The 26,156-nt window shown below is 68.1% G+C and carries 27 protein-coding genes and 2 pseudogenes; 11 read left to right on the top strand and 18 right to left on the bottom strand.

What is annotated here, in order from left to right; all coding sequences use genetic code 11:
- The 3 genes from ACFVXE_RS25000 to ACFVXE_RS24990 all read left to right on the top strand — a co-directional run.
- Window positions 1-487: PhzF family phenazine biosynthesis protein (locus tag ACFVXE_RS25000; protein ID WP_389674274.1), on the top strand; the 487-nt coding region annotated here is incomplete at its 5' end.
- A 100-nt stretch (window positions 488-587) separates the two neighbouring features.
- Window positions 588-1,121 carry a hypothetical protein gene (locus ACFVXE_RS24995; protein ID WP_389674273.1) on the top strand — a complete coding sequence of 178 codons (534 nt, stop codon included), beginning with the start codon at window positions 588-590 and terminating at the stop codon, window positions 1,119-1,121.
- A 255-nt stretch (window positions 1,122-1,376) separates the two neighbouring features.
- On the top strand, window positions 1,377-1,856 hold the full coding sequence (locus ACFVXE_RS24990) for a hypothetical protein (protein ID WP_389674271.1): 480 nt from the start codon (window positions 1,377-1,379) through the stop codon (window positions 1,854-1,856).
- A gap of 213 nt (window positions 1,857-2,069) precedes the next feature.
- On the opposite strand, the gene ACFVXE_RS24985 is transcribed toward ACFVXE_RS24990, so the two are convergent.
- The 10 genes from ACFVXE_RS24985 to ACFVXE_RS24940 all read right to left on the bottom strand — a co-directional run bounded on the left by ACFVXE_RS24985 (window position 2,070) and on the right by ACFVXE_RS24940 (window position 13,333).
- A complete protein-coding gene (locus ACFVXE_RS24985) occupies window positions 2,070-2,672 on the bottom strand; it encodes a DJ-1/PfpI family protein (RefSeq protein WP_389674270.1) in 603 nt (200 codons plus the stop codon).
- Window positions 2,673-2,967: 295 nt separating this feature from the next.
- On the bottom strand, window positions 2,968-4,173 hold the full coding sequence (locus ACFVXE_RS24980; protein ID WP_389674268.1) for a VWA-like domain-containing protein: 1,206 nt from the start codon (window positions 4,171-4,173) through the stop codon (window positions 2,968-2,970).
- A gap of 143 nt (window positions 4,174-4,316) precedes the next feature.
- Window positions 4,317-5,648, bottom strand: a complete 1,332-nt coding sequence (locus tag ACFVXE_RS24975) for an AAA family ATPase (RefSeq protein ID WP_389674266.1) — start codon at window positions 5,646-5,648, stop codon at window positions 4,317-4,319.
- Between the two features lie 134 nt (window positions 5,649-5,782).
- On the bottom strand, window positions 5,783-7,291 hold the full coding sequence (locus ACFVXE_RS24970) for a hypothetical protein (RefSeq protein WP_389674264.1): 1,509 nt from the start codon (window positions 7,289-7,291) through the stop codon (window positions 5,783-5,785).
- Between the two features lie 394 nt (window positions 7,292-7,685).
- Window positions 7,686-8,450, bottom strand: coding sequence for an ABC transporter ATP-binding protein (locus ACFVXE_RS24965; RefSeq protein WP_389674262.1), 765 nt, complete (start codon window positions 8,448-8,450; stop codon window positions 7,686-7,688).
- A complete protein-coding gene (locus tag ACFVXE_RS24960) occupies window positions 8,450-9,247 on the bottom strand; it encodes an ATP-binding cassette domain-containing protein (RefSeq protein WP_389674261.1) in 798 nt (265 codons plus the stop codon). Before ACFVXE_RS24960 ends, ACFVXE_RS24965 begins: the two co-directional genes overlap by 1 nt.
- Window positions 9,244-10,071: an ABC transporter permease gene (locus tag ACFVXE_RS24955; RefSeq protein ID WP_389674260.1), complete on the bottom strand. Its 828-nt coding sequence runs from the start codon at window positions 10,069-10,071 to the stop codon at window positions 9,244-9,246. Before ACFVXE_RS24955 ends, ACFVXE_RS24960 begins: the two co-directional genes overlap by 4 nt.
- Window positions 10,068-11,033: an ABC transporter permease gene (locus ACFVXE_RS24950; protein ID WP_389674258.1), complete on the bottom strand. Its 966-nt coding sequence runs from the start codon at window positions 11,031-11,033 to the stop codon at window positions 10,068-10,070. Before ACFVXE_RS24950 ends, ACFVXE_RS24955 begins: the two co-directional genes overlap by 4 nt.
- Entirely contained in the window at window positions 11,033-12,550 is a 1,518-nt protein-coding gene (locus ACFVXE_RS24945) for an ABC transporter substrate-binding protein (RefSeq protein ID WP_389674257.1), read from the bottom strand. Before ACFVXE_RS24945 ends, ACFVXE_RS24950 begins: the two co-directional genes overlap by 1 nt.
- Window positions 12,551-12,595: 45 nt before the next feature.
- Window positions 12,596-13,333, bottom strand: a complete 738-nt coding sequence (locus tag ACFVXE_RS24940; protein WP_389674255.1) for a DUF1684 domain-containing protein — start codon at window positions 13,331-13,333, stop codon at window positions 12,596-12,598.
- Window positions 13,334-13,633: 300 nt separating this feature from the next.
- Here ACFVXE_RS24940 and ACFVXE_RS24935 point away from each other — a divergent pair, with 300 nt between their 5' ends.
- From ACFVXE_RS24935 to ACFVXE_RS24915, 5 genes are all read left to right on the top strand, one after another.
- Entirely contained in the window at window positions 13,634-13,933 is a 300-nt protein-coding gene (locus ACFVXE_RS24935; protein ID WP_389674281.1) for a hypothetical protein, read from the top strand.
- Between the two features lie 187 nt (window positions 13,934-14,120).
- A complete protein-coding gene (locus ACFVXE_RS24930; RefSeq protein WP_389674254.1) occupies window positions 14,121-14,579 on the top strand; it encodes a CBS domain-containing protein in 459 nt (152 codons plus the stop codon).
- A 334-nt stretch (window positions 14,580-14,913) separates the two neighbouring features.
- A complete protein-coding gene (locus ACFVXE_RS24925) occupies window positions 14,914-15,909 on the top strand; it encodes an SDR family NAD(P)-dependent oxidoreductase (protein ID WP_389674253.1) in 996 nt (331 codons plus the stop codon).
- 138 nt (window positions 15,910-16,047) lie between these two features.
- Complete coding sequence (locus tag ACFVXE_RS24920; RefSeq protein ID WP_389674251.1) at window positions 16,048-16,866, top strand: isocitrate lyase/phosphoenolpyruvate mutase family protein; 819 nt, start codon at window positions 16,048-16,050, stop codon at window positions 16,864-16,866.
- 158 nt (window positions 16,867-17,024) lie between these two features.
- A complete protein-coding gene (locus tag ACFVXE_RS24915) occupies window positions 17,025-17,981 on the top strand; it encodes a fructosamine kinase family protein (protein ID WP_389674249.1) in 957 nt (318 codons plus the stop codon).
- Window positions 17,982-18,121: 140 nt separating this feature from the next.
- Here the strand turns inward: ACFVXE_RS24915 and ACFVXE_RS24910 are convergent, their stop codons facing one another.
- From ACFVXE_RS24910 to ACFVXE_RS24895, 4 genes are all read right to left on the bottom strand, one after another.
- Entirely contained in the window at window positions 18,122-18,508 is a 387-nt protein-coding gene (locus ACFVXE_RS24910) for a nuclear transport factor 2 family protein (RefSeq protein WP_389674247.1), read from the bottom strand.
- A 78-nt stretch (window positions 18,509-18,586) separates the two neighbouring features.
- Entirely contained in the window at window positions 18,587-19,435 is an 849-nt protein-coding gene (locus tag ACFVXE_RS24905) for an oxidoreductase (protein ID WP_389674245.1), read from the bottom strand.
- A gap of 369 nt (window positions 19,436-19,804) precedes the next feature.
- Window positions 19,805-20,446 carry an HAD family hydrolase gene (locus tag ACFVXE_RS24900; RefSeq protein WP_389674243.1) on the bottom strand — a complete coding sequence of 214 codons (642 nt, stop codon included), beginning with the start codon at window positions 20,444-20,446 and terminating at the stop codon, window positions 19,805-19,807.
- A 272-nt stretch (window positions 20,447-20,718) separates the two neighbouring features.
- Window positions 20,719-21,171, bottom strand: a complete 453-nt coding sequence (locus ACFVXE_RS24895) for a winged helix-turn-helix transcriptional regulator (protein ID WP_389674241.1) — start codon at window positions 21,169-21,171, stop codon at window positions 20,719-20,721.
- Window positions 21,172-21,262: 91 nt separating this feature from the next.
- Between ACFVXE_RS24895 and ACFVXE_RS24890 the strand changes: the two genes are divergently transcribed.
- On the top strand, window positions 21,263-22,552 hold the full coding sequence (locus ACFVXE_RS24890; protein WP_389674239.1) for an MFS transporter: 1,290 nt from the start codon (window positions 21,263-21,265) through the stop codon (window positions 22,550-22,552).
- Between the two features lie 192 nt (window positions 22,553-22,744).
- Here the strand turns inward: ACFVXE_RS24890 and ACFVXE_RS24885 are convergent, their stop codons facing one another.
- The 3 genes and pseudogenes from ACFVXE_RS24885 to ACFVXE_RS24875 form a co-directional block, all read right to left on the bottom strand.
- Window positions 22,745-23,122 (bottom strand): nuclear transport factor 2 family protein, encoded by a 378-nt coding sequence (locus tag ACFVXE_RS24885; RefSeq protein ID WP_389674238.1) that lies wholly within the window; start codon window positions 23,120-23,122, stop codon window positions 22,745-22,747.
- 152 nt (window positions 23,123-23,274) lie between these two features.
- A pseudogene (locus tag ACFVXE_RS24880) lies at window positions 23,275-23,610 on the bottom strand (transposase); the annotation flags it as partial.
- 45 nt (window positions 23,611-23,655) lie between these two features.
- Entirely contained in the window at window positions 23,656-24,393 is a 738-nt protein-coding gene (locus ACFVXE_RS24875; RefSeq protein WP_389674236.1) for a class I SAM-dependent methyltransferase, read from the bottom strand.
- 146 nt (window positions 24,394-24,539) lie between these two features.
- On the opposite strand from ACFVXE_RS24875, the gene ACFVXE_RS24870 reads away from it, so the two are divergent.
- Window positions 24,540-24,893, top strand: a complete 354-nt coding sequence (locus ACFVXE_RS24870) for a ferrous iron transport protein A (RefSeq protein WP_389674234.1) — start codon at window positions 24,540-24,542, stop codon at window positions 24,891-24,893.
- A 56-nt stretch (window positions 24,894-24,949) separates the two neighbouring features.
- On the opposite strand, the pseudogene ACFVXE_RS24865 reads toward ACFVXE_RS24870, so the two are convergent.
- Window positions 24,950-25,312 (bottom strand): annotated as a pseudogene (locus tag ACFVXE_RS24865) (transposase); the annotation flags it as partial.
- A 203-nt stretch (window positions 25,313-25,515) separates the two neighbouring features.
- Between ACFVXE_RS24865 and ACFVXE_RS24860 the strand changes: the two are divergent.
- Window positions 25,516-25,941 (top strand): hypothetical protein, encoded by a 426-nt coding sequence (locus ACFVXE_RS24860; protein WP_389674233.1) that lies wholly within the window; start codon window positions 25,516-25,518, stop codon window positions 25,939-25,941.
- Window positions 25,942-26,156: the final 215 nt, after the last annotated feature.

The raw sequence follows: 26,156 nt of genomic DNA, 5'->3' as shown, positions 1-26,156 counted from the left end.
TCCACAGGCGGATCCTCACACGTCGGCACGGTCCGCCCCAAGCAAATGGCATCGCGCCAGTTACCAAACACCCCCGCCAGGACAAAACGCTCTTTCAGTGGGGCGGCCGCGTTTGCTCGTACCCCTCACCACCCGGTTCGCTCTTGCCGCGCTCGCCCCGGACTTCGACGGCCTCCGAGCCGCCTGTGACCGGCTCGGTCTCCTCGGCTGCTACGTGTACTCCGTGCCGGAGCCCACGGGCCACGCCGCTGCCCGTATGTTCGCCCCGTCGATCGGTGTCCCCGAGGACATCGCCAACGCCAACAGCACCGCCTGCCTCGCCGCCCATCTGGCCGGACAATGCACCACCCGCATCGCTGTGGACATGGGCGACTCCCTCGGCAGCCTCGCCACGATCACCGCCACCACACGGCCCGGACCCGCGGGCCCATCGATCCACCTGGGCGGCGCCGCCAGGCTCATCCGAGTGGTTCGCCTGCCTGACTGAGCCGACAGCGAGCTATCGGCTGCCGGCCCGAGCCACCGGCCGATACCTCCTGTACGTTCTTCCAGAATCGCGCAAGACGCGGTTCCCAGGGATTCCCAGCATGTCGAAGGGCGCCATCGTGGCTGATGAACGGCTTGACGCCGCGTGGGTGCGTAGCTGGTGCGAGCAGGCGGATACGGCGCTCGCGGAACTGATGCAGTCGTTCCGGTCACGGCACGGCTTCGCACCCGGCAGGAACACGGTTGTGCTCGCTACGGAGGAGGGCCACAAGGCGACGGAGGAGCTCGTGGAACTGACGCCGATTCCCTCCGACCTGACCACGATGTACTGGGTGATCGATGAGGCCTCCATGCCCGATGTGGACAGCGGCTACTTCATCCACTCAACATCAACAGTCGCCGGCCACTTCCGACAGTACGGGGCCGTTCAGATCGACGGGGAAGAGCCTGCCGTGGTCTTCGCCGGCGACGGCGGCGGCCATCTGTTCGCGCTGGCAGGCTCCGGGCAGGTTTGGCGGTCCACCAGCGCCTCGTGGTTCGATCAGTTCGACCTTGCCGCAGCCGGCCTGCAAGAGTTCTTCGAAGGGCTTACCCGACGGATCGGCAGTCAGCTCCGAAAGCCGGACGGACACTGAGGTGACTCGTGACCGGGTGAGAATCGAGATCGTCACCAGGACGTTTCGGTATCGGAGACCCTGACGGCGTCGCGCCCACAGACGAGCGGTTGTCGGCCGACAGGTCGACGATCACGGGCACACCCGTCGTGGTCCGAGCTCCAGCCGCCAGCGGTATGGCCCGTCGGCCTGGTGCTCGGCCAGAGGTCCGTGAGCACCATGCCGGAAAGCGAAAGCCACTGGTGTCGCCTCAGCGGTTCGGACAGCATGCGACGCATGGACTGGATGCCTCTGCTCTCCACGCTGACGGGTGCCGCTATCGGCATCGTCGCCACCCTGATCGCCGATCGCAACAGGTGGCGGCATGAGGAAGCGCGGCGCGCCCTGGACGTGCGGCGCGCCGTGTACACCGAGTACGCCTCCGCCCTCAAAGACGCGGGGGAAGAGATACGGGCTGTCGCCCTGGGCGATCACATGTCCGAGTCAGCGCGTGATGCGGCGGTGCGCGAAGCCTTCCGAGGTACCGGATTGCACACGGCGAGCGAGGAGCTCTGGCTCGTGGGCCCGCCGCTCGTCGTCGCGGCCGGGAACGAGGCGTTCCACAGCCTTCGTCGGATGCGTGACGCCTATGCCCGCGGGGTGACGGTCGGCTCCGCCGAGGACAGGGCCTTCATCCAACAGCGCCGTACGGCGATGGCTGAGATGCGCCGCCGCATGCGTGAGGATCTGGGCATCGGGCCCCTCGGCATCGAATGACCACTGGCTGGGGAAGAGGTCAGAATTCGTGCTGACCGCGAGCAGGCACCGGTGCAGGCCGTCGGCCTGGCCGTCAGGCACCCATTCCGACGACCTTCGAGGGCAACACCGTGCAGACGCGACCGAGGGCGTCAAGGAAGCGGTCGCTCGTGCCAGGCCCATCGGCTCAACCTGTCCCGTCCTGCCCGATCCACCGTCATCGAGGTGGCCAGGTCACACCGGTGGCTGTGGATCGTACTGAATTCCGCGGCGCACCTGACGCGCGCGTTCCGGAGATGACAGCCGGGCGACCAGGTGGAGAGCCATGTCGATCCCGGCCGAGATCCCTGCGGAGGTGACCATGTCACCGTCATCGACGAATCTTTCGTCGGCCCGCACGTCGATTGTCGGGTCGAGTTCCTTGAGCCGTTCCAACGAGGCCCAATGGGTGGTGGCCGGACGCCCGCTCAACAGGCCTGCTGCGGCGAAGACCAGCGACCCGGTACACACGCTCGTCATGAGCGGAACCGATCGGCGCTGGCGGCGCACCCACTCCAGGTGCTGGCCGTCGTTGAGTTGGGGCCTGGTTCCCCGACCGCCAGGATGCACCAGGGCGTCCATCGCGGGCATGTCGTCCATCGAGTAGTGCGATCCGATCGTGAGCCCCTTCGAGCAGCTCACGGGCTTGCCCGCGGCGGAGAAGCAGAACACCGACCACTCGTCCTCGGGGAAGACCCGCGTCCAGTACGACAGGACCTCCCAGGGGCCGACCGCGTCCAGCTCCTCGACGTCGGGGAACAGCAGGATCCCGATCTGCCGCACATGTGCGTTGCTCATACTGCGATCCAAGCAGGCTCGATCCGGCGCGGCCACGAATTTTCCGCGCGGCTCCCAGGTCGACCCGCCCCTCACGTCACCGACGCGTCAGCAACGTTCCCACAGGTCCGCGTCGGTCAGTCCGTACACTACGAAGGGACGCCGGTGTACTCAGCCCACGGAAATCGAGGCATGGATTTCGCCTGCTGGATCATCGACAGATCAGGCGCCGAATCCGCTGTCCACTCCTCCGAGGACTCCGTGAGGTGCCCGCGTCGATCGAGTCGTCTCCGGGTGAGCGGAGTCGCTTCCTTTCTCAGCTGATGGAGACGACGCGGGCCCAGGGCGGCGGGGTGTCCGGTACGTAGTCAGGGTTTTCCTCGTCCGCTGCGCTCGCTGGACGGGGAAAGAGACCGACGACAGTGCGGCAGGGTGGTTGCGCAGAGGGCCAGGGAGTCTGACCGTCCGTCAGGGCCACGATCACGTCCGGACGGGGACGGGAGCGCAGCGCCCGGGCGAAGCCGGAGCGTAGATCCGTTCCCCCACCGCCGACCAGTTCGATGTGCTCGGCGCGACAGAGCGGGACGGCGACCCCGGCCGCCGCGTCGCAGGAGATGACCGACACCAGGTCGCGCCGCCCGCCCACCGCCCGCGAGATCGCCGCCACCTCCAGCAACGCGCTGCCCAGCTCGGCGTCGCTCACCGACCCGGAGGTGTCGATCACGACGCAGACCCGGGTCGGCGTACGGCGCAAGCTCGGCAGCAGTACCCCGGGAACAGCGGCCGATCGGCGAGAGGGTCGCCGGTAGCTGTGGTCCTCGCCCATTCCCGACGCACCTGCCGCGGAGCGGACCGCCGCCCCGAGCAACTGCCGCCACTGTTGCGGTGGATGGAATGCCTCGTCCGCCCACCGGCGCCATCCCTCCGGAGCGTCGCCCGGCCGGCCCTTGATCCCCTCGGCGACCCGGAAGCGGACCGCGTCCCGCTGCTGCTTGTTCAGCCCGTGTGCCCCGTCAAGTCCCAGTTCCCACGGCCGGTCATGTCCGTCGGCCCCACTGCCGCAATCCAGCCAGGCCAGGTCCGTGGCGAGCCCGGACATCGACGCTCTCCGCAGATACTCCTCCATCAGCAGCCCGTCGGGCAGTCGCAGCAACGACGGCAGCACCGCCCCGGCAGGCAGGGGCAGACCGTCACCGTAGATGTCGTCATTGATCTCGAAGTCGGCGGCGATGTTCCGCCGCAGCCGCTCGCCCGGCCCGTGCTCCTCGTGCTCTCGCGCATACCGCTCGCCCCTCCCGTGATGGTCTCGGAGCAGGTGGGAGACCTCGTGCACCCAGGCGCCCGCCAGCTCCTCCACCGGGGTGCGCGCCACGAAGCCGGGAGAGACGTAGCAGCGCCAGTGCGCGTCCACCGCCATCGTCGGCACCGACCGGTCCTCCACCACGTGCAGCGCGAAGAGCGCACCGGCCAGGTAAGGACGGACCTTCACCGCGTGCAGCCGGGCGGCCAGCAACTTCTGCATGTCCAGAGGGAGTCCGGGTCGGCGGTACGGCCCGCCGGAGCCGGCCGCCGCGCCCGGCACGGCGGTCCGCACCGGGCGCGGCGGCGAGGGCCGGGACATCGGGCGCGGCACTGGGTGCGGCCCCGGGCGCTTCGCGCCCCCCGTCATCGGCGCGCCCCCGTCGTGGGGCCGGCGTCGGCCGCCGCCGCGGCCCGCCCCACCGACTGGTCCGCCAGCCGGGCGAGATCGATCACCCCGGCCAGCCGCTCCACAGCCTCCGGCACCTCCCAGTCGTCGCGCCGCAGCGCGGCCAGAGCCGTCGCCGGGGCGACCAGCAGGTCAGGGACGCCGGTCTCCAGTGCCCGGACCAGCACCGCCCAGCCCGCTTCCCACCTCGCCCGCTGCGGCCGTGCCCCTATGGCGGCCACCACCGCCTCCAGCGCGGCCTGCCGCAGATCACCCCGCGCGGGCAGATCGGCGGAGGCCGGATCGGCCAGCAACGACTCCGGGTCCGGAAGTTCCATCCGGTCAAGATGGGCGAGGAGTTCGAGCCCTGGCCCGTCCCCCACCGCGCCCCGCACCAGCAGCGCCAGCACCTCCTTGGAGGCAGAGGCCGCCGTGCCGAAGGCCAGCAGGCTCAACGCGGCCTCCCAGCTCCGGGGCGAGGGCCAAGCACCGCCGCGCCGAGTCTCGGTGCTCGGCAGCCGGTGGATCAGCGTCGGCCGGGCTTCCAGGAATCCGCAGACTGCTCGCCGGGCGTAAGCCACCGCTTCCGGCAGCCGCTCCGGCTCCAATCGGGGCAGCTCCGCGCGGGGCCAGATCCCGCCCAGTCCGCGGACCACCACCTCCCGGTCGTGCACCCAGTACAGATGCACGAACCGGTTCGCCAACGGCGGGCTCAGTTCCCACCCGTCCGCCGCCGACGCGCGTGGATTGGCGGCGGCCACGATCCGTACCCCCGAAGGTAGTTGCAGAGCACCGACTCTCCGCTCCAGGACGACCCGGAGCAGCGCGGCCTGAACTGCCGGGGTGGCGGTGGAGAGTTCGTCCAGGAAGAGCAACCCCCGCCCGGCCCGCACGAGTTCCACCGCCCACTGCGGCGGTGCCATCGGCACCCCCTGCACCGTCGGATCGTCACCGATGACAGGCAGTCCGGAGAAGTCGGTCGGCTCGTGGACGCTGGCGATCACAGTCGTCAGCGGCAGATCGAGCGAAGCGGCGAGCTGCGTCAGGGCCGCAGTCTTGCCGATGCCCGGCTCGCCCCACAACAGCACGGGGAGGTCGGCCGCGACGGCCAGGGTGAGTGCTTCGAGCTGCTCGTCGGGGCGCAGCTCGGTGGTGGTCGTCCGCAGCAGGGCCAAGAGGTCCTCAGCGACAACGAGTTGCGGGCCGACTCCGGAAACGCCGGCGGGGGTGGATGCGGGGGATCCGGCAGGGTTGGGTGCGAGGCCACCGATGGTCGGGACCGGGTTGGGCAGAAGGGTACTGGACGTCATGGGCATCACCTGAGGTGGGATGGAGGAACGGGACGGCTCGTGCCGATGTGGTGGGGTCGTGCGGCGCGGCACGCGCAGTGCGAGCGCGGGACGTAGCTGGGGCAGCCGGTCAGGCGGTCGCCCGGTGATCGGAGTCAGGCCAGGCCGGTACGGGGCCGTTCCCGGCTGCTCCGCTTCAGATGCATCGCGGTAGGCGTACGGCGATCGAGCCGGGGCCGCCGGCTCGGCCCCGCGTGCCCCAAGCCGGAGGCGTTCCCGCCCCCGGCCGCACCGTCAGCGGGGTGCACAGCGACCAGCCCCGAGCGGAACAGTCCGTGGTCGATGCGGCGGACCGCAGCCGACTCCAGCTCCTCCCGGAGTGGCCCGTCGCGCAGGACCGCACCGGGGCCGAGCAGCCCCTCGACCACGTTCAGCGCCCCGGAGACGTCACCGTGACCGAGCCGCTCCCGGACCGCGGGCAGCGCCTCCGGGTCGCGGTGCACCGCGTCGATCGCCCGCAGGCATGGCAACGCGGGTCCGCCGAGCGCCACCAGCAGCTCCTCCCGGCGTAGTTGTGCCGGGTCGTGATCGATCGCTGTCAGTGCCCCGTCCCGCAACGCGATCCGGTGGACCTCGCCCCTGCACTCCACCCGGTGCGGATCGCTGCGCTGGGAGGCGGGCCCGGCCGCCGGTCCCGGGCGGGCTGCCGCCACCGAGGCAGCCGCCGCCAATGCTGTGGCGACGAGCGGATGCAGCCGTTCGGACGCGATCAGCCCGGCCCGCAGCAGCTCCAGATCCGGAAGGACCCGGGCCGCCGCCTCCGGCAGCATCGGAAGCGCTGCGACCTCCTGCGGCGGCACCGCCTCCCGAAGCGCGCGGAACGTCGGGACGTGGCTTTCGTCGGGGGCGACGAGTTCGAGCACGGCGCGGCTCCGCGTACCGAGCCGCACGGTGAAGGCCCCGCGCGGGAGACCCTCGGCCCCCAACAGCAGCTCGCCCTCGGCCGCCCACCGTGCCGACGCCCACGAGCAGTCGTGGACGGCGGACCGATCGGGCAGGTCTGGCACATTCGTCCGGGCGAGCGCGTAGGGCCGGTCGGGCGGTGCCAGGAACGGCACCCCGACCGCACCGCAGCGCCACGACAGTTCGCCACATCGCCCTGCGTCCCAGAGATGCCGGTGCAGGTCGAGCCGGAACCGCCGGTCGGGATGCGGATGCGGATGGTGCCTCGGGACGCCGATACCGGACTCCTCCCACAGGGCCAGGGACATCCGCTGTCCGGCGTCCGCCCAGGCCGACGGTGTCCGCACCACCAGATGTAACGCCGTGGCGCCGGAACTCCGGTAACGGCTCAGGGAGATGGTCAGGCCGGACCGGAGCCGTCCGTCGGGGGCGATCCGGGGCATGTGCCAACGAAGCAGATCCGGTGCCAGCCGACGCAGATCCGCACGAAGGTGGTTGACGAGCTCGCTGCCGTGGCGGTCACGCACGGCGCGTAGATCGAGATCGGTGTCGACCCGGGCGGCGGCGCAAGCACCCGCCCAGTCACCGACCGCACGCCGTGCGGTCGCAGTCTCGATCATGGACGGTGGCACGGCGTACTCGCGCACGCGCTGCCACATCAACAGGTGGGCCGGAATCGTGTTCGCGAAGTGATGTGCCATCAGCACTCACCTTGTGCGAACGATTCCCCCGATCCGTACGAGGAGTTCTTCTTCATCCCCAGCATCATAAGCATGGCGACGATGATCTGTCAGTTCCCTTCGACCGCCCATCATCATTCCTCGACGCACACCGCAACGCCCACAGTGCGCAGCAGGTACCGCCATCGCCGCGCGCGACCAGCGGCCGCGGGCCGAGCACCGGTAGCAGCCCTGACCCTCCATCCTTTCCACGAGCATGACCCGGACCTGCCGACCCGGCGCTCCGAGAACTGCGGACCCTCCCCTACGGCTGCGTTCGCCGCCCCACGTCCGTGGGACGCACCGCGAGTACGTGGGCCCTGCGATCCGACGGCTCCGGCCCCGAGGTGCTGCTCCGCGTGTCCGCGCACGAGATTCATGCGGGCAGTCGCGGCACACTTTCGACGAGGCGACGTGTGTACGGGTGCGCTGGAGCACCCAACACCTGTCCGGTGTCGCCCTGTTCGACCAGATGGCCGCGCTCCAGGACCGCGGTGCGTTCACACAGCGAGGCCACCACCGAGAGGTCGTGGGAGACCATGACGAGAGTCAGGCCCTGCTTCTGTTTCAACTCGTTGAGCAGGTCGACGACTTTGACGCGGGTCGTGACGTCGAGTGCGCTGACGGGTTCGTCGGCGAGCAGCACCCGCGGGTCGCACACGGTCGCACGGGCAATCGCGATGCGCTGGCGCTGGCCGCCGGAGAACTCGTGCGGATAGCGTTCGGCGGCGTCGGCCGGGAGTCCGACCCGCTCCAGGGCGTCGGCCACCTTGGGCCCGGCCGTGCTCCGGCTGTCGATGCCGAGGGAGCGCAGTGGTTCGGACACGATGCTGCCGACACGCCGACGGGGGTCCAGAGACGAGTACGGGTCCTGGAAGACGCACTGGACGCTGCGCCTGAAACGCCGCATCTGCTCACGGTCGCGCGGCTTCAGCTCGTCGCCGTCGAACCGGACGCTGCCGGACGTCGCCCGGGCGAGTCCGAGCAGCAGTCGCAGCAGAGTCGTCTTACCCGCACCCGATTCGCCGACGAGGGCGAGGCTCTGCCCGGCCTCCACGGCGAAGGAGATGTCCTCGACGACGGGAGCGGCGTGTCCACGGTAGGCGAAGGAGGCCCCGTTCAGCTCCAGTACGGGCGTCATCACGCGCTCCTCAGGTCGAGAGCCGATTCCAGCTGCCGTGCGCTGGCCACCAGCGCCTTGGTGTACTCCGCGCGTGGGAGCCGCACGATCTCACGGACGTCGCCCTCCTCCACGGCGCGGCCGTCCTTCATCACCAGGACGCGATCGGTGACCTTCGCGACGACCGCGAGATCGTGACTGACGAAGAGGACGGCCATCTCCCGTTGCCGCACGAGAGTGTCGAGCAGGTCGAGCATGTCGGACTGCACGGTGACGTCGAGCGCGGTGGTCGGCTCGTCCGCGATGAGCAGCTTCGGATCGCAGGCCAGTGCCATGGCGAGCGCGACGCGTTGCCGCTGTCCGCCGGAGATCTCGTGCGGGAAGGCGCGTGCGATGCGGTCGGGCTCGGGCAGACGCACTTGCTCCAGCGCTGCCACGACGGCCCGCTTCAGCTCGGTTCCCCTCAGCCCCCGCCTTCGGCCCAGTGGTTCGGCGATCTGCTTGCCGACGCGCATCAGGGGGTCGAGTGCGGTGAGCGGCTCCTGGAAGACGATAGCCGCGTCGCGGCCTCGTACACCCGTGAGCTGCTTCTCGCTCGCGCCCACGACCTGGGTGCCGACGAGTTCGGCGCTGCCGGTGACCGTCATGCCGTCGGGCAGCAGGCCGAGCACGGCAAGGGTGGTCAGTGACTTCCCCGAGCCCGACTCCCCGATGAGGCCGAGTCGTTCCCCGGGGGCGATGGTCAGCGAGAGGCCGTCGACGAGGATTCGCCCGTCGGCCGTGCAGATCGTGAGGTCGTGTACGTCGAGGACGTTCATGTGCTCCTCCTTCGGGCCGCCGGGTCGAGGGTGTCGCGCAGTCCGTCGGCGATGAGGTTCACGCCGATGACGAGCAGGACGAGCAGGATGCCGGGGGCCAGTGCACCGGCCGGGGCGGTGGTGAAGGTGGCCTGGGCTTCCTGGAGCATGCGGCCCCACGAGGCGTTGGGCGGCGGCGCTCCCAGGCCCAGGTAGGACAGGCCGGCCTCGGCCAGCACCGCGAGCCCGAACTGAAGAGCCAGGTTCACCACGAGCGTCGGCCAGATGTTGGGCAGCACATGCCCGGCCACGATCCGCGGCCACGACGTGCCTGACGTGCGCGCAGCCGTGATGTAGTCCTGTGCCAGGACCCGCTTGACCAGGACCCGCACGAGCCGTCCCACGACCGCGCTCTGCGCGAGGCCGATCGCCAGCACGGCGGACCCCAGTGTGGCCGAGTGCGCGGCGACGATGAGCATCGCCAGCAGCAGCGTCGGGAAGGCGATCAGGATGTCGAGAAACGCGGAGAGCGTGTCGTCGAGCCATCCCTGGGCGAACGCGGCCAGCACACCCAGCGTGATGCCGACGGCGGCCGCGATGAGGACCGAGCCCAGGCCCGCTTCGAAGGCGACCCGGGAACCGGTCATCAACTGGGTGAACAGATCACGGCCGAGCTTGTCGGTGCCCAACAGGTGGCTCGCACCGGGGCCCGTGAGCCGCCCGCCGGACGTGTCGTCGGCGGCGTACGGGGCCCAGAGGAGCGAGACCAGCGCCAGCAGTGCGATCAGCCCCACCAGCCCGCATCCGGAGATCAGCGTGAACGAGCGCTTCGTCGACACCTTCATCGGACACCTCCGGAGAGCCTGCCGCGCAGCCGGGGATCGATGATCCGCTGTACGAAGTCGGCGGCGAAGCCGATGATCAGCACCGCGAGCGTGGAGACGAACAGCACACCTTGGATCACCGGATAGTCGTGCTGGGCGATGCCGGTCGCGAGCAGGGAGCCGAGGCCGGGGAGCGCGTACACGGACTCCACGACCACGGCGCCCAGCAGCGTGGAAGCCAGTTCGATGCCGAGGATCGAGATCACCGGCACCGAGGCGTTGCGCAGCCCGTGCCGCCACATCGCCTGCCCGAACGACGAGCCCAGGGCCCGTGCGGTGCGCAGATAGTCACTGTCCAGCACGTCGAGCGCGGCCGACCTGACGTAGCGGATCAGTGACGCGCTCATCACGAGCGCGATGGTGATGACGGGCAGGACGAGCGAGCGGACCGCCTCGGCCGGCTGCGACCAGCCGTCCGGGGGGAAGCCGCCTGCGGGGAGCCAACCTGCGTTCAGCGCGAAGACGGCTATCAGGATCATCCCGAGCCAGAACACGGGCACCGCGATGCCCAGTTGGGAGACCCCGCTGAGCAGCGCGCCGTACCAGGTCCGGCGCCGGTGCGCGGCGACGAAGCCGACCGGGACGGCGATGAGAACCGCCAGGACGAACGCCGAGAGCGTGAGCGGGATCGTGACGTTCAGCCGCGAGGCGACCTCGGGCGCGACCGGCAGCGAGCTGACGAACGACGTACCGAGGTCACCGCCTGCCAACTGCCCGATCCAGTGGACGAACTGTTCGGGCAGCGGCTTGTCGGAGCCGATGGAGTGGCGCGCCGCCGCGATCTGCTCGGGGCTGGCGCCCACCGAGGTGAGCGCGTTGGCGGGGTCGCCCGGCAGCATCCGCAGCAGCACGAACAGGACGACGCTCGCGAGCGCCAGCGACACCAGCAGGAAGGCGAGGCGGCGCAGGAGATACCGGGCCATCAGCCCTTCTCGATGTCGTACGCGAAGAACTGCGAGTTGAGGCCGTTGACCGGGTATCCGGACAGCTTGCTGCTCGCCACGACGATCTGCGGGTACAGGTACAGCCAGTCGCTGGCCGCGTCCTCCGCGGTCCGGCGGTTGACCTTCTTCAGCAGTTCCGTCTGCTCAGCCGTGCCGGACGCCTGCTCGGCCTCTTCGACCCACTTGGTGACCTGCTTGTTGTCGTAGCCCCAGTAGAAGTCGGGGTTGCCGTACCAGACCAGGTCGCGGTCGTTGACGTGTTCCTGGAGCGTGGCGGTGAAGTCGTGGTTCTTGTAGACCTTCGTGTACCACTCGTCCGGCGTGATCGTGTTGATCTTGACGGTGATGCCGACCTTGGCGAGCTCCGACTTGATGAAGGTCGCCGCCGTCGGGTGCGGGTCGTAGTTGGGGGTGTCGAGGGTGAAGGTGAAGCCGTTCTTGTAGCCGGCCTCGTCGAGCAGCTTCTTGGCCCGCGCGGTGTCGTGGGCGTTCACCTTGGTGAGGTCCTCGTACCACGGGTCGGTGGGCGGCACCATGGAGCCGATGAGCTTGCCGTAGCCGCCCCAGACGGACTCCAACAGCTTCTTGTCGTCGATGGCGGAGGAGACGGCCTGACGGACCTTGACGTCCGTGAACGGCTTGGCCTTGTCGTTGAAGGCGAGCAGCAGCTTGGTCGTCGAGTTGCCGTCGTTGACCTTGTAGTTCTGGTTGCTCTTGAACTGGTCGAGCGCGTCGGGCGACTGCTCGCTCGTGACGACGTCCACGGCGTTGGTCAGGAGAGCGTTGTTGAGAGCGGTCGCGTCCTTGTAGTAGTGGAAGACGACCTGCTTGTTCCTGGCCGCGTCACCCCAGTACCCGGCGAACCGGTCGAGGCTGAGAGCGGAACCACGGGTCCACTTGTTCAGCCGGTACGGGCCGGTGCCGTCCTCGCTCGTCTTGAGGCTCTTCGCATCGGAGCTGATGATCCACACGTAGGAGAGGTTGTAGACGAAGGAGATCGACTTCCTCGACAGCTGGACCTTCACCGTGCGCGCGTCCGGCGTCTCGAGGGACTTGATGACGTCTAGGTTGCTCTTGCGCGCGGACTGCGAGTCCTTGGCTATCACCTTCTCCAGGCTGTACTTGACGTCCTGGCTGGTCAGCTTCTTGCCGCTGTGGAACTTCACACCGTCGCGCAGGGTGAAGGTGTACGTGAGTCCGTCGCCGCTGACCTTGTAGTCCTGGGCGAGCAGATTCTCGACCTTGCCGTCGTCGGTGAGCTTGAACAGCCCCTCGTACACGTTGCCGTTGAGCGCCTCGGTGACGCCCTGCCCGCCGCCCCCGGTGTTGTCGAGATTCTGCGGCTCGTAGAGCGAACCGATGTTGACCGTGGCGTCCTTGTCGTACGCCCCTCCGGCGGCGCCGCCGCCGTTGGAGCCCCCGCCGCAGGCGGTGAGGGTCAGGGCGAGGGCAGCGGCGGTGGCGCCGCCGTACAGGGAGGTCTTCTTGATGCTCATGAGGAGTACGCGCTTTCGTGCTGCGAGACGGGAGTGCGGGGTTGATCAGTGCTGTGCGAGGAAGCCGTCACGGAAGACGGGGCGCTTCTCTCCGGCCTCGACGGGCAGGTGGAAACGGTTCTGCCGCGGCGGCATCGGACAGTTGTACTGGTCGGAGAATCCGCACGGCGGCACGAAGGCGCGGTTGAAGTCGAGGAGGACACGGCCCTCACCGGTGTGGGCGACGAAGAGGAAGCGCCCGGCGCCGTAGGTGATGTCACCGTTGGTGGGATCACCGAAGACGAGAAGCAGGGTGCCGTCGTCGTCGAAGGCGCTCAGCACGTACTCCTGTCCGTCCAGGGTGAGCGCGATGTCACCCGGCACGGCGAGGTCACGGGTTCCGCCGTTGTCGCGGATGTGCTCGAAACCGACCCGCCGGGCGCCCGGCACCGGGGTGTACGAGGCCTCCAGCACCCAGGCCGGGTCGTACGGGAAGACATCGGTGCTTTCGAAGTTCCGGATCGCGGGCGACTGCGCGTCCCAGAAGCGAAGACCGTGCTCCGGCTCGCCGGTGACGAGGTCGGTGCGCTGGACCGTGGTGACGGTCACGCTCTCCGGCTGTCCGGCATGGGCCGCATCGAGGTCGGGGCGCTCGCCGGCCGGGGCCCACCGGGTCTCCACGAGCGCGAGGTTGCCGGAGGGCGAAGTGACGGAGCGCCGCCGTTCGGCACGCCATGCCTCCCAGTCCGCTGCGGGGTCGGTCTGCTGATGCGGGACGGCGGCGTGCGACACGGCTTTACTCATTCACGTAGACGGTCATCGGCTGTCACACGTCGAATGTCACGCTGCGTGAAGGTCAGCCCAAAGGACTTTCTTTATCTGCCATAAGGCAAGCTAATGTCAAATTCGGGCCACTGGCTGAGATGGATCTGTGGTTGAGAGAGATCTTCCTGTTCCAGCAGGTCAGAGCCCATTGGGCCCGCAGTGCCACCCCGCAGGGAGAGTCTCAGGTGCTCGGCATGCGACGCACGGTCCGGCGGAGCACCCTGGTCCTGAAGCTGCTTGTCCGCCGACCGGCAGTCGGCCAGGAAAGGGGTGGCGGCGATGTTCGCGAGGCTGAGCACCTACCAGGGTTCACCGGTTCCTGAAGAGGGAGACCTGACCGCGAACTGGGATGCGGTTCTCCAGCAGATCCAGGAGGCTTCGGGCTTCCGAGGCGTGTTCTACCTCGTCGACCGGGCCTCCGGCAGGTCTGCGTCGCTGACTCTGTGGGAGGACGAGGAGACGATGCAGGCCAGCGAGGAAAGTGCTGCCCGGCTCCGCGAGAAGGTCGCACACCGGGAAGGTCAGCGCGTGGTCTCGGTCGAGCGCTTCGAAGTGGGTTTCAGTCACGTGGAGCCGTGACGGGCGGCGCCCCTGGCATTGCCGGCGCCGCCGCAGAGTCGCCGGGGCGGGCAACGTCACAGGCCATGCCCGATCGCAGCCGACTCGGGATCCGCTACCTCGCCGCCGCAGCCGGGGAGCGGTACTGAACCATGCATGTTGTGATCGAAGACAGGGAGAACACACCGGTCCAGGACGGGAGGAAATCATGTCCGAGAAGCTGCTGGCTCGAGACATCATGTCCGGTGGCGTGCAGTGCGTCGGTGCGCACGAGTCGCTGTTCGAGGCGGCGAAGAGGATGCGCGATCTGGGCGTCGGCTGCCTTCCCACCTGCGGCGACAACAACAGGCTCACCGGCCTGATCACCGACCGGGACATCGTCGTCACGTGCTGCGCCGAGGGCGTCGACCCCGCCACCGTGCAGGCCGGATCCCTCAATGCCCGGGTCCACTGGATCGATGCCGAAGCTGACGCCGCCGCCGTCCTGGCGACCATGGAGGAACATCAGATCAAGCGGCTGCCGGTGATCGACGTGAGGGGCGGCCACCGCCTGATCGGCATGATCACGGAAGCCGATCTCGCGAAGAACCTGAGCGACGAACAGATCGCCGAATTCGTGAACTGCGTGTACGCGACCGCCCTGACGTCCAGTCAGTCCGCACGGTGAGGCGTGACGTCATCCCAGTACCTGCCGCCGAACCAGGCCCTCGGTGACGATTTGCTCCTTCAACTGCCGGTCGCTGACGCCTACGGGCTCCATCCGGCCACGTCGAACTCCTCCCGGAACGGCTCACCGAGCCGCGCACCCCACTGTCATCCGGTCGACCGGCCCCCTGAGCAGACTGCTCCGCATCCCCCAGCAGGACTGCCACGTCCTCAAGGAATCCGAGCGCTCCTGCCGGACGACGGTCGGCGCCGCTCGGCACGGATCGGACCATGGCTCAAGTTTTCGAGATGTTCGATCATAGATCGTCCCGGTATGCGGACCTAGGGTCTGCTGCATGACAACGATTCCCCGTGTGGAGAGGCGCTCCGAGAACGCCGGCTCCCGCCTGACCACCCCATTCCAGTCCCATGCCACCGCTGCCGAGGTGATCGACGGCGTGGATCTCACCGGCCGCCGCGCCGTGGTGACCGGCGGTGCCTCCGGCATCGGTGCGGAGACCGTCCGGGCCCTGGCCGTGGCCGGGGCGGAGGTCACTGTCGCCGTCCGCCGTCCCGCGCTCGCCGAGACGCTCGTCCAGGAAGTCGCCGACCTCGCCGGCGCGGGCCCCGTGCGGGTCGCGCCGTTGGATCTGGCAGATCTCTCATCGGTGGACTCGTTCGCGCGGGCCTGGCAGGGACCGCTCGACATCCTCGTCGCCAATGCGGGGATCATGGCGCTTCCCGCCCGGACCGTCACCGACGCCGGGTGGGAGATGCAGCTCGCCACCAACTTCCTCGGGCACTTCGCCCTGGTCACGGGAGTGCACGACTCGCTGCGCGAAGCCGGGTCGGCGCGCATCGTGGTCGTCAGCTCCGGCGCCCACCTCAAGGTGCCCTTCGATTTCGACGACCCGCACTTCGAAACGCGGCCGTACGACCCCTGGGTGGCCTACGGACAGTCCAAGTCCGCCGATGTCCTGCTCACGGTGGGAGCCCGCCGCTGGGCGGCAGACAAGATCACCGCCAATGCGCTCAACCCCGGGTTCATCCTCACCAACCTCCAGCGCCATCTCGACGACGACACCATGCGCGCATTCGGAGTGATGGACGGCGACGGGAACCTCACCCCGCTGCCCTATTACAAGACTCCGGCGCAGGGGGCCGCGATGTCCGTGCTGCTGGCCGCTTCGCCGTTGGTGGACGGTGTGACCGGCCGCTACTTCGAGGACAACCAGGAGGCACGCACCGTCCAGGGCGACGAGGGGCCGCCCGGAGGCGTCGCGGCCCACGCGCTCGACCCGAAGGCGGCGGACCGGCTTTGGGAGTACGCCGCCGCAGCCGTCCGGCTCTGACTGTCAGCGGGTGGTCGGCCCGAAGCCCGCTCTCGGGCCGAGTACCCGCTCCGCGCCGAGAGAACCCTGGGCACTGGGCCGACGCCCGTGTCGGATTCTCGCCGGAAGGTGGGCGGCGGTTGATGTTTGACTGCGTCCATGACCGTCACACAGCCGAACGATGCTCATCTCTTCCGCTCGCTGCACACCCCCTCTGCACCCCTCGCACTCGCCAACGCCTGGGATGTGGCGAGTGCCCGCGTCATCGAGGCCGCGGGCGCCCCGGCGATCGCCACCACCAGCGCCGGTGTCGCCTGGTCGCTGGGTTCTCCGGACGGCGACGTCCTCACCCGCGACCGGGCATTGAAACTGATCGCCCGAGTCGTCGCTGCCGTCGCGGTTCCGGTCACCGCTGACATCGAGGGCGGGTACGGGAAGGACGCTGCCGGCGTTGCCGAGACCGTCGCCGGCGTGCTCGCGGCGGGCGCCGTCGGCGTCAACATCGAGGATGGCACCCGGTCCCCGGCAGAGCTCGCGACGCGGTTGGCCGCCGCCCGGCAGGCCGCCGACCGTGCAGGCCAGGGCATGTTCCTCAACGCCCGTGTCGACACCTTCCTGTTCGGGCTCGGCGACCCGGACACCCGGCTGAAGGAAACCCTGTCCCGGGCACACATGTACGTGGATGCGGGTGCTGACGGCATCTTCGTCCCCGGTGTCACCGACACCGCCACCATCGCGGCGTTGGCCGGGGACATCTCCGTACCGCTGAACGTCATGGCCGAGCCAGGCGCCCCGACCGTTGCCCAGCTCGGCGCCCTCGGCGTGGCTCGCGTCAGTCTCGGCCCGGGCGTGGCGCAAGCCGCCTACGCGGCCGCCCGCCGCGCCGCTCACGAACTCTTCGGCACCGGCGACTACGATTCCCTCGCCGAGGGCATCGCCTTCCCCGAACTCGACGCACTGCTCGCCGAGCCCCGCTGACCAGCGGGTCGACTGGCCTCGCACGCCAGGAGAGTGTGGCGAGAGTCCCGGCGCAGAGCGACTGAGCGACATCCCGTCCCGCGAAGATCATTTCACTCCGTGCAATTCTCACGTCCGATCTCTGGTGCACGAGCGGGAAACATGTTACGAATTTGCAGGTGTCGCATGAGGAGATACTTGCGGATCGGCTCCGTGAAGCGGGGTTCGCCGCAAAAAGGGTGAAAAAGGCCGTCGGTGGAGTAGTCGCCGTTGCGGGCCTGGTAACACTCCAGGACGATACCGAGATATTCGCAAAAACCCTGCTTGGTCCAGGCCGGGACATATTCGCGGTCGAATCCACCGGCCTGTCCGAACTCCGCGATACCGGAGGGGCGAACACGCCGGATGTGATAAGCGCCTCTCCGCGTCTGCTCGTACTCGAGAAAATGCAGCCACGCCGGGACGACGAGTATTTTTGGGAACAACTGGCCCGCATGCTTGCCGCCCTGCACATGTCCACCGTCTCCGACCGGTTCGGCTGGCACCGCGACGGCTGGCTGGGCCGGCTGCGTCAGGACAACACCTGGGAGACGGACGGCCATACCTTTTTCGGGGAACGGCGCATCCTGCGCTGGCTCCCGGAACCCCTGGTCGAGGCCGCATTCAACCGTGAGGAGCGTCAAGCCCTGGAACGGCTGTGCGCGGCCCTGCCCGAACTGGTCCCACCCCAGCCACCGTGCCTGACCCACGGCGATCTGTGGCAGGAGAACATCGTTGCCACCAGCGACGGAGCTCCGGCACTCATCGACCCAGCGGTGTCCTACAACTGGCCCGAAGCAGACCTCAGCATGCTCTGGTGCTCACCGCACGCGGCCGCCGCGGAGCGTTTCTTCGCCGTATATCAGGAGATCGCCCCTCTTCAGGCCGGCTGGGAGCAACGGATGCCTCTTCTCCATCTCCGGGAACTTCTCAGCATCATCGCCCACGACGATGACGACTGGGGCGCCGCCGAGGCCGTCCGGGAAATCATCGCGCCGTTCCGGCGAAGCCATGCTTCACCTGACGAATCGCGCAGTAGGGCGGTTGTCGAAGATGCTGGTCGGGGCCCGGTACCGGGCACGCGCCTTCAGGCATGACATGCGACGTGCATAAGCTCACGACGGCTCCGGCCGGACAGTAGTTGCAGTTGCACCTCCCAGCGCTGGTCCGTCGTGGAGGCGTAACGCGATTCCCCACACTGCCCTGTACCGATGTGGCACGCGAGCGGATCGCGGTGTCAGAGGAAGGGCATCGGCTCCACCCATTTGGCGCGCCAAGCGGGCGGAGTGAACGGATCCGCGAAGTACTGGGTCTCGTGGGCGACCTTGCCGTCGTGGAATTCCATGATGCTGATGGTGGATGCCGGTTTGCCGTCGTAGTCGATCACATATTCGCTGATCCAAAGGTTTCCGCTGCCGAGGATCCGGCGGACGGTGAAGGTGAGCTTGGCCGGATGGTGCGATCGCAGCGCCTGTAGATTGCGGCGTCCGTGGATGCGCTCACCCGACTGGGGATAGTCAGTGATGACGTCGTCGTGATAGATCTCGTGCTCGGCGTCCTGCTCCCCGGCAGCCGACGCTGCCCAGTGCCGGTCCAGCGCCGCTCGAGTCTCCTGGTCTCCCATCGCATTGCCTCCGATCACAGAAGTATCGGGCAAGATTCTTTTCGCTGCCGTCCGCGACGTTGATGTCAGGCACGGATGTCAGGCCTCCGATTTGGTGTCGTCGTGGTCGGTGGACAGGGACAGCTCCCGCCAAGCGTCCGACTCTTCCCGCAGCTGGGCAATCTTGCCGTCCATCGCCGCGACACAGTCGCTGCCCAGTTGGGCGCGCAACGGCGGGTTGTCGGCGTCGGCGAGGACGAGCATGGCTGCGGCGCCCTTGACGGGGTCGCCGGGCTGATCATGATTGAGGCCCGGGACCGCGTCACGCACGGCACCCGCGGTTGCGGCGTAGTCCGAGATGACCTGACCCTCGGTGTGCAGGCTGGTCGCGTCGAGGAAATCGGTGCGGAAGTACCCCGGCTCGACGATGGTGACCCGGATTCCCAGGGGCGCCAGCTCCCCGTGCATGGCCTCCGAGAGTCCCTCCACCGCGAACTTGGTCGAGCAGTAGACACCGAAACCCGGGGCACCGCGAAAGCCCCCGATCGAGCTGAGGTTGAGGATGCGACCCGACCTCTGTCGGCGCATGACCGGCAGGACGGCGCGAGTGACATTGGCGAGCCCGAAGACATTCGTCTCGTACACCGCCCGAAGCGCAGCGTCGGAGGTCTCCTCCACGGCTCCCAGGAGACCACGCCCGGCATTGTTGACCAGCACGTCGATCGAGCCGAACGCACCCAAGGCGGCTTCGACCGCCGCACGGGCCTGCGACTCGTCGGTCACGTCCAGAGCCACCGCAAGCACCCGGTCTCCGTACCGGGACAAGTCCTTCTCCACACCCTGAGTATTTCGGGCGGTGGCTACGACGCTGTCACCTCGTTCGAGCACCTGTCGTGCAATCTCCAGACCGAATCCGCGAGACGCGCCGGTGATGAACCATGTGCTCATGACAGCCACCCTCCACCGCGGAAAACACCTCTTATGTAGCGATTTACCCTGTTGGGCATTTTACGATCGGTGCAGTGCCTACGCCTTTTGGCGGCCGACAAGCCTGGGACACGACGCCTCGCTCTCCGCGCTCGATCTTGCGGACCGTGCCGAGGCGATGTGCGCTGCACAGGCGAGTTGCTGCTGGGTCATATTCGGGGGGCGAAGCTGCGGTGGTACGCGATACGACGGCCTACCGGCCCGGGTGTGGTCGGCGGCGTACTCGCTCCGTTCGAGGCATCCGCTTCGAGCCGTACGGGGAGCTTCACGTCCTGAAACGAAATCGGCCCCACCCGAACCCCAGGTCCCGGGTGGGGCCGTCCGGTCGCATCACTCGTTGACGATGCCGCTCAAGTCGGTGAGTGAGCGGATGGACCAGTCCGCGGCGGCAGTGACGTCCGGGTCGTCACCCCACCAGTTCCCCCACGGGCCGCGGCGGATGTGAGCAACCCGCAGCCCGGCCGCCTTGGCGGGGAAGACGTCGTTGACGGGGTGGTCGCCGACGTACACCGTCTCGTGAGCGGCCGCGCCGGACTCCTGCAGAACCCGCTGGAAGAACAACGGGTCCGGCTTCGCGACGCCCCATTCGGCCGAGGTGGCCACAAGGTCGGCCGGGAGGTCGAGGGACCTCAACAGAGTTCCGGCCTTCTCCGTCTGGTTCCCGACGACGATCACGCGGATCCCCATCTTGCGGAGACCGGCCAGAGCTGGGCGAACATCCGGGTAAAGATCCGCCTCGTCGAGTTGCTCGCCACGGCCGGCGGCCTCGCGGGCGCGGTGCTCGGCTGCGATGTCGATATCTGGTCTCAGGATCCGAAGGGCCTCTGTGTTGTCCCGGCCCTGGGTGACGACGGCTCCGACGAGGGCGCTGACCGTGTGCCGGGGGATGTCGAGCCAGTCTGCCCAGGACGCCCAGTAGTGGTCATCTCGGGTGAGGGTTTCTCCGATGTCGAAGACGATGGTCTCAATCACGTGCCGACCCTATGTGTGGACGCGATGTCACACGGACGCATGAGCCGCAGTCCTTCCGGGTGGTGAGCACCGGCCCGGACCCGAGCCGGTGCGGGGTCGACAGGACGAGACGCCTGGCCTGTGACCTCGGACGCCTTCCGCAGCAAGCGGCGCAGCCCTTCGCGCCGATCCCCGGTCGGATCGGAGGAGTCGGAGCAACGGGCTGCCCGGTCCCCTCACCCGGCCTCGGCTCCATCGGCAGAGCGGTGTCGGCACCGGCTCTCCGGCTCACATCAGTGAGAGGAGACCTTGCGGACGGTGATGTCGTCGGGGTTCAGCCGTCGCCCCTCCGCCGACCGGACTTCCAGTGCACGAAGGCGCTGTCCCTGCCGGCGGTCGACCATCTGCGAGTGCGGTTCGCCGGGGGCGAAGAAATTCTGTTCACCCCACTGCCGCAGAGCCACGATGACGGGGAAGAGTGCTTCGCCCTTCGGGGTCAGTACGTACTCGCGGTAGGCGCTGCCGTCCGAGGCGGGGACGGATTCGAGGACACCGCCGGCTACCAGGGCGCGCAGGCGCGCGGTGAGGATGTTCTTCGCCACGCCGAGGCTGCGCTGGAACTCCCCGAAGCGACGGCTCCCGTCGAACGCGTCACGCACGATCAGCAGGGACCACCAGTCACCGATCGCGTCCACTGACCGCGCGACGGGACAGTCGCTGTCGTCGAAGCGTGTCCTTGTCACCATGTCGTCCTCCATTCTCACACTAGTTGCAAGATGCTACCAACAAAGCTACGGTCCACATTGGTAGCAAGATGAAACCAAGTGGGGGTGCTGAATGCTTGGCAACCGTGAGGCTGCGACACCACGGACTGCGGCCCGGAGCGGCGGAGGCTCCGGGTTCGTCCTTTCCCGCGGCATCGTCCTACTGTTCGCCGTCGCCTCTGGAACCGCGGTGGCCAACGTCTACTTCGCCCAGCCGCTCCTGGTGACTGTGGGCCATGACCTCGCTATGAGCCCGGCACTTGTCGGCAGCGTCGTCACCCTCACTCATGTCGGATACGGGCTGGGACTCTTCTTTCTCGTGCCGCTGGGCGACGTGGCCGACCGCAGACGGCTCATCGTGGCCCAGCTGCTGCTCCTGGTCGTGGCGCTGGCAGTGGTTGCCACCGCTCCCACCGCGGCGATCCTGCTCGCGGGCATGGCTGGGATGGGCCTTCTGGCGGTAGTCACGCAGACACTGGTGGCCTTCGCGGCGTCGCTGGCCCATCCCGCCCGGCGCGGACGCGTCGTCGGCCTGGTGACCAGCGGCGTGGTCGTCGGGATTCTGCTCGCCCGTACCGCTTCCGGCCTCATGGCCGACCTCGCGGGCTGGCGCTCCGTCTACCTCGCTTCAGCGGCGCTCACCGCCCTGCTCGCCCTGGTCCTGTACCGAGTGCTTCCGCGCCACAACGATGTCCCGCCGACATCCCTGCGTTACGGACAGCTCCTGCGCTCCACGATCACCTTGTTCGCACAGGAACGGCTTCTGCGGCTCCGGGCCCTGCTCGGCCTGCTGATCTTCGCCGCCTTCAGCACCCTGTGGAGCAGCATCGCGCTGCCGCTCAGCGAGCCCCCGTTTTCCCTTTCCCACACCGAGATCGGGGCATTGGGGCTGGTCGGAGTCGTAGGAGCCCTGGCCGCGACCATGGCGGGCCGCCTGGACGACCGCGGACTCTCTCAGCGGACCACCGGCATCGCCCTGGCGCTGCTCACTACATCTTGGCTGCCTTTGGCCTTCACCCGTAGCTCACTCTGGGCCCTGGTCGTCGGGGTGGTCCTCCTCGATCTCGCCGTGCAGGCGGTCCATGTCACCAACCAGACCCTGATCCATGCGCTGCACCCGGACGCGGGCAGCCGGTTGATCGGCGGATACATGGTCTTCTACTCGATCGGCAGCGCCACCGGTGCCATCGCCGCGACCTCCCTCTACACAGCGGCCGGCTGGGGCGCCGTGTGCGCACTCGGCGCCATAGTCAGCTGCCTCGCGTTTGCGCTTTGGGCGCTCACGCGACACAACACCCCGAACCCCAGCACCAAGGCCACCGACAGAGGTCATTCCGTGGCTGTTGAGGAATCGACCGATTGATGCGCAAGGTCGGTAGGCGAGGACTCGCGACCGGATCGACCGCCGGATCATCTCCATGAAGCAGTGTCAGAAAGTCTATTCAATCAAGAAGTTGAGCAGCACACTGTGCCGATGGGCGCTCTCACGTCCGCCGGACAAACCTCCGAGTGATCATGTTCGGGCACCGATCGAGCCGAGACCCCAGATCCAAATTCAACGTGCCCCGGCCGGGTTGGCGTCCTCGCCGAGGTAGGTGCCGTATCCCTGGGCGACCAGCGGGCCTTCGAAAGTCAGCACCTCGTTGACCAGGCCGCCCTTCTGGTTGCGGTAGTTGATGACCAGGCAGTCCACGCCGACGTAGCATCCGACCACTTCGAACTGCAGGTCCGGGATGCGTCGCAGGCCCTCTGCCCAGTAGGCGCGCAGTGCCTCCTTGCCGTGAATGACCCCGTCACTGCCGAGCAGTTGCGCGGCCACAGGCGACCGAAACGTCACGTCGTCGGCGAAGTGCGTCAGCAGAGAGTCCAAGTCATGCGCGTTCCACGCCGTCACCCATGAGTCGACGAACGCCCGCGCTGTTCCGTGATCCATGGACGCATTATGCCGTTCCACAGGTCGGCTGATCGGCTGAACGGCTGAACGGCTGGAAGAACGAGCGGCCACCCACCCGATACGACGAGGAGGTGTGGGACGCCACGATGGCTGATCATCAGGTGTGTCTCCCGGCCGCGTCCTCAGGTGGGGCAGAACAGGCGGTCTGGACTGCACTCGGCGTCGGGCCGCAGCCAGTGGGACACGTCCACGGCCGGCACGAGCCGCCCGTCTGCCGCCTTCGGCTGGGGCGGTCCGGCCAGCAGGGCACCGCGCAGTCGGCGGGCATCGATCCGACCGCGGTTGAGGGCGTCGTACAACGCGCCGTGCCCTCGGCGGTGTTCGGCCAGCAGAGTCAGGTCCACGGGCGTCGTCACGGACCCGTCCGCGCAGAGCAATGCGTCGGTCAGCTCGAACGGCTCGTCACGGCGAGCGGTCAGACATGCGTAGGAGTCGTCCCGGAAGTGTGACGCCACAGCGAACGGCATCGTTCGAGGCCAGAGTCCAAAGGAACAAGCTCAGCCGGCGCAACGTCACGCCTTCAAGGCGATGGGACGGTACAGCGGGTCCGGGCGTGCCGCGTCCTGGGCCGGTAGTGCGGCCAGCCGTCGGCACACGTCGGTCGCCTGGTCCGGGGACGCGCGCGTGCACCAGGGGATGTGGCCCGCCTCGATCACCTCGCGCCACCTGCGCGGGCTGCGGCCCTGCCCTGTTCCGGGGAACACCATCTGCCCTGCAAGCCCCAGCCCCAGCTCCGCCGCCCAACTGAGCACCCGGGCGGAATGATCGGGCACGCGGGGTGCGTACTGGCGTCGCAAGTCCACCGTGACCTGAGCGATGTCACTGTCCTCGACGAAGTACGCGTCGTCCTTGTCGACGGTGGTGATCAGCACCCCGCCGGGCCGCAGCACCCTGACTGCCTCGACCAGCACCGATGCGGGGTCCGGCAGCAGATGCAGCAACCACACGATCACGACGGCGTCTACCCCGTTCGACGCAACGGGCAGCCGCGTGGCGTCGCCGCGCACGACACCTCCCGGCACCCGCTGCCCGGCAAGGCTCAGCATCCCGGGCGAACGGTCGACGCCCACCACCGCCCGCTCCGAACGCAGCAGCCTTCTGGTCACGATGCCCGTGCCGCACGCGATGTCCAGGATCATGCAAGGTCCTTGCGGCAGTAGCAGTTCCACCACATCTGCCGCGCCCCGGGCTCTCGGTTCACCACCTCGGGACGCGTCGTAGTCCTGGGCCTCGCCCTCGTAATCGATCACCCGTCCATCCTGTCCCAGCGCCTGCCGCGCGACGCACCTCTTACGGGCCCCCTCAGAGCATCGTTCGAGGCCAGACCTTGAAACACAAGCTGAGCTTGTTCTTTATCTTCTGGCGCTCCTGAAGTGGTGCGGGCAGAGTGGGCAGCATGACAGATAGGTCCGGCCCTGTTCCTGCGGACGTAGAGGACCGCCAGGCGATAGAGCACATCCTCTGGCGTCCCTTGAGGCAGACATGGCCGACAGGTGCATTGGCACCGGGCAGCCGGGTCACGGTCGTTCGCGCTCAGGACTGGGACGGCCCTTGGCAGGTCGAGTTTGCTGGAACGATCGATGCCATGGGTGCGCCCGAACCCAACGAGCATGCCCAGGCGCTCGATGGCGAGTTGCTGTACTGGGTCACCTTCGACACGTCGCAGTACGACAGCGGCGGGGATGGCCCCTATCGCAAGGCTCAGATCTGGGGACGGTACCTGAGGGCCGAGCCGGAGCCCGAAGCGTAGACATACCGCAGGTCGTGTTGCTGTGCTCGAATCATCCGTCGAACTAAGAAGTCGTCTCATTTGGTGAGTCTGCGGTAGCAGATGAGGGTGCAGGCGATGCTGGTGAAGGCGAGGAAGTGCTTGGCTTTGCGTTCGTACCGGCGGTGCAGGCGGCGGCAGCCGGCGAGCCAGGCCATGGTGCGTTCGACGGTCCAGCGGTGAAGGCCGAGTCGTTGGGAGGACCCGATGCCTTTGCGGGCTGTGCGGTGCGTGATTCCGCGTAAGCTGAGCCATCAGCGCAGGTGGTTGTAGTCGTAGCCCTTGTCCGCGTGCAGTCTGGCGGGACGCCGGCGACGCGGACCGCGGCGGGAGCGAATCGGCGGAGTGCCGCAGACCAGTGGGATGAGGGCCTGGCTGTCGTGCAGGTTCGCCCCCGAGATCCAGCCTGCTCGTGGGCGATGTTCCGTGTCCTGAAATCGTCCCCGGAATGTCTCATTCGTGACTGAGGAACAGCGGACTCCGCCCGTAGCTTCTCGGTGCATTGATGCAGTAGCCAATGACGTGGCTCGGACGGGTGCCCCATTTCTCGCCTCCGGTGAGTGGGGCAGTCCTTTTCCCGGGCCGTTCCGAGACGGGAGTAAATATGCGCAAGTTCGCACGCACTTTGGCTTGTGCAGGCGCCGCCGCCGTGCTGGGCCTGGCCTTCACGCCGAGCCCCGCCAGCGCGACCGACTCTTATCACCTTTCCTGCGACACGACGGGCGCCACAGGGGACCTTGAGGTCCAGTGGAGCAATGGCGCCACCAGCCAGCCCGTGGTCTTCAGCGTCTCAGACGCGCTCTCCGACGGGCACGCCGTCGAGATCCGCATCATCGGCAGGAACCAGGTCGACACCCCGCTCAGTTGGCCGTGGCACAAGGTCACCGCAGGTTGGGGCCATGGCCAGTCATGGGCGAGCACGGCCACTTACAGCGGCGGTATTTACGACATCGGCCTGGAAGTGGCGCGCTATTCGGGGACCGGTACGATCATGAACCACTGCACCAGTTCACTCAAGGACGGCATCTGACGGTCCGTCAAGCTACAGGTGGAGCTGGCCGGTCAGCTTCTCGATACGCTCATCCAGGTCGGTGCGGTGTGCCGGTTCGCTGGGCTGGCTTTGGCGGTTGCTCAGTAGTTACAGCGCATCCTAGGCGGCGGAGGCTTCAAGGCGCCACCGCAGGGCGTCACGGTCTGGGGTGGTGTGTCGGTCGTAGATGAAGGCGACGGCGGCCGGCGATGTCT

This window comes from Streptomyces sp. NPDC058231, from assembly GCF_042882275.1.
In the GTDB taxonomy this organism is placed as follows: Bacteria; Actinomycetota; Actinomycetes; order Streptomycetales; family Streptomycetaceae; genus Streptomyces.
This window is presented reverse-complemented; position numbering and strand designations above follow the sequence as displayed.

Excerpts from the sequence above, each read along its gene's own strand:
- ACFVXE_RS24995 (WP_389674273.1), top strand. The coding sequence starts at position 588 with ATGTCGAAGGGCGCCATCGTGGCTGATGAACGGCTTGACGCCGCGTGG.
- ACFVXE_RS24990 (WP_389674271.1), top strand. The coding sequence starts at position 1,377 with ATGGACTGGATGCCTCTGCTCTCCACGCTGACGGGTGCCGCTATCGGC.
- ACFVXE_RS24985 (WP_389674270.1), bottom strand. The coding sequence starts at position 2,672 with ATGAGCAACGCACATGTGCGGCAGATCGGGATCCTGCTGTTCCCCGAC.
- ACFVXE_RS24980 (WP_389674268.1), bottom strand. The coding sequence starts at position 4,173 with ATGCAGAAGTTGCTGGCCGCCCGGCTGCACGCGGTGAAGGTCCGTCCT.
- ACFVXE_RS24975 (WP_389674266.1), bottom strand. The coding sequence starts at position 5,648 with ATGACGTCCAGTACCCTTCTGCCCAACCCGGTCCCGACCATCGGTGGC.
- ACFVXE_RS24970 (WP_389674264.1), bottom strand. The coding sequence starts at position 7,291 with ATGGCACATCACTTCGCGAACACGATTCCGGCCCACCTGTTGATGTGG.
- ACFVXE_RS24965 (WP_389674262.1), bottom strand. The coding sequence starts at position 8,450 with ATGACGCCCGTACTGGAGCTGAACGGGGCCTCCTTCGCCTACCGTGGA.
- ACFVXE_RS24960 (WP_389674261.1), bottom strand. The coding sequence starts at position 9,247 with ATGAACGTCCTCGACGTACACGACCTCACGATCTGCACGGCCGACGGG.
- ACFVXE_RS24955 (WP_389674260.1), bottom strand. The coding sequence starts at position 10,071 with ATGAAGGTGTCGACGAAGCGCTCGTTCACGCTGATCTCCGGATGCGGG.
- ACFVXE_RS24950 (WP_389674258.1), bottom strand. The coding sequence starts at position 11,033 with ATGGCCCGGTATCTCCTGCGCCGCCTCGCCTTCCTGCTGGTGTCGCTG.
- ACFVXE_RS24945 (WP_389674257.1), bottom strand. The coding sequence starts at position 12,550 with ATGAGCATCAAGAAGACCTCCCTGTACGGCGGCGCCACCGCCGCTGCC.
- ACFVXE_RS24940 (WP_389674255.1), bottom strand. The coding sequence starts at position 13,333 with ATGAGTAAAGCCGTGTCGCACGCCGCCGTCCCGCATCAGCAGACCGAC.
- ACFVXE_RS24935 (WP_389674281.1), top strand. The coding sequence starts at position 13,634 with ATGTTCGCGAGGCTGAGCACCTACCAGGGTTCACCGGTTCCTGAAGAG.
- ACFVXE_RS24930 (WP_389674254.1), top strand. The coding sequence starts at position 14,121 with ATGTCCGAGAAGCTGCTGGCTCGAGACATCATGTCCGGTGGCGTGCAG.
- ACFVXE_RS24925 (WP_389674253.1), top strand. The coding sequence starts at position 14,914 with ATGACAACGATTCCCCGTGTGGAGAGGCGCTCCGAGAACGCCGGCTCC.
- ACFVXE_RS24920 (WP_389674251.1), top strand. The coding sequence starts at position 16,048 with ATGACCGTCACACAGCCGAACGATGCTCATCTCTTCCGCTCGCTGCAC.
- ACFVXE_RS24910 (WP_389674247.1), bottom strand. The coding sequence starts at position 18,508 with ATGGGAGACCAGGAGACTCGAGCGGCGCTGGACCGGCACTGGGCAGCG.
- ACFVXE_RS24905 (WP_389674245.1), bottom strand. The coding sequence starts at position 19,435 with ATGAGCACATGGTTCATCACCGGCGCGTCTCGCGGATTCGGTCTGGAG.
- ACFVXE_RS24895 (WP_389674241.1), bottom strand. The coding sequence starts at position 21,171 with ATGGTGACAAGGACACGCTTCGACGACAGCGACTGTCCCGTCGCGCGG.
- ACFVXE_RS24890 (WP_389674239.1), top strand. The coding sequence starts at position 21,263 with ATGCTTGGCAACCGTGAGGCTGCGACACCACGGACTGCGGCCCGGAGC.
- ACFVXE_RS24885 (WP_389674238.1), bottom strand. The coding sequence starts at position 23,122 with ATGGATCACGGAACAGCGCGGGCGTTCGTCGACTCATGGGTGACGGCG.
- ACFVXE_RS24870 (WP_389674234.1), top strand. The coding sequence starts at position 24,540 with ATGACAGATAGGTCCGGCCCTGTTCCTGCGGACGTAGAGGACCGCCAG.
- ACFVXE_RS24860 (WP_389674233.1), top strand. The coding sequence starts at position 25,516 with ATGCGCAAGTTCGCACGCACTTTGGCTTGTGCAGGCGCCGCCGCCGTG.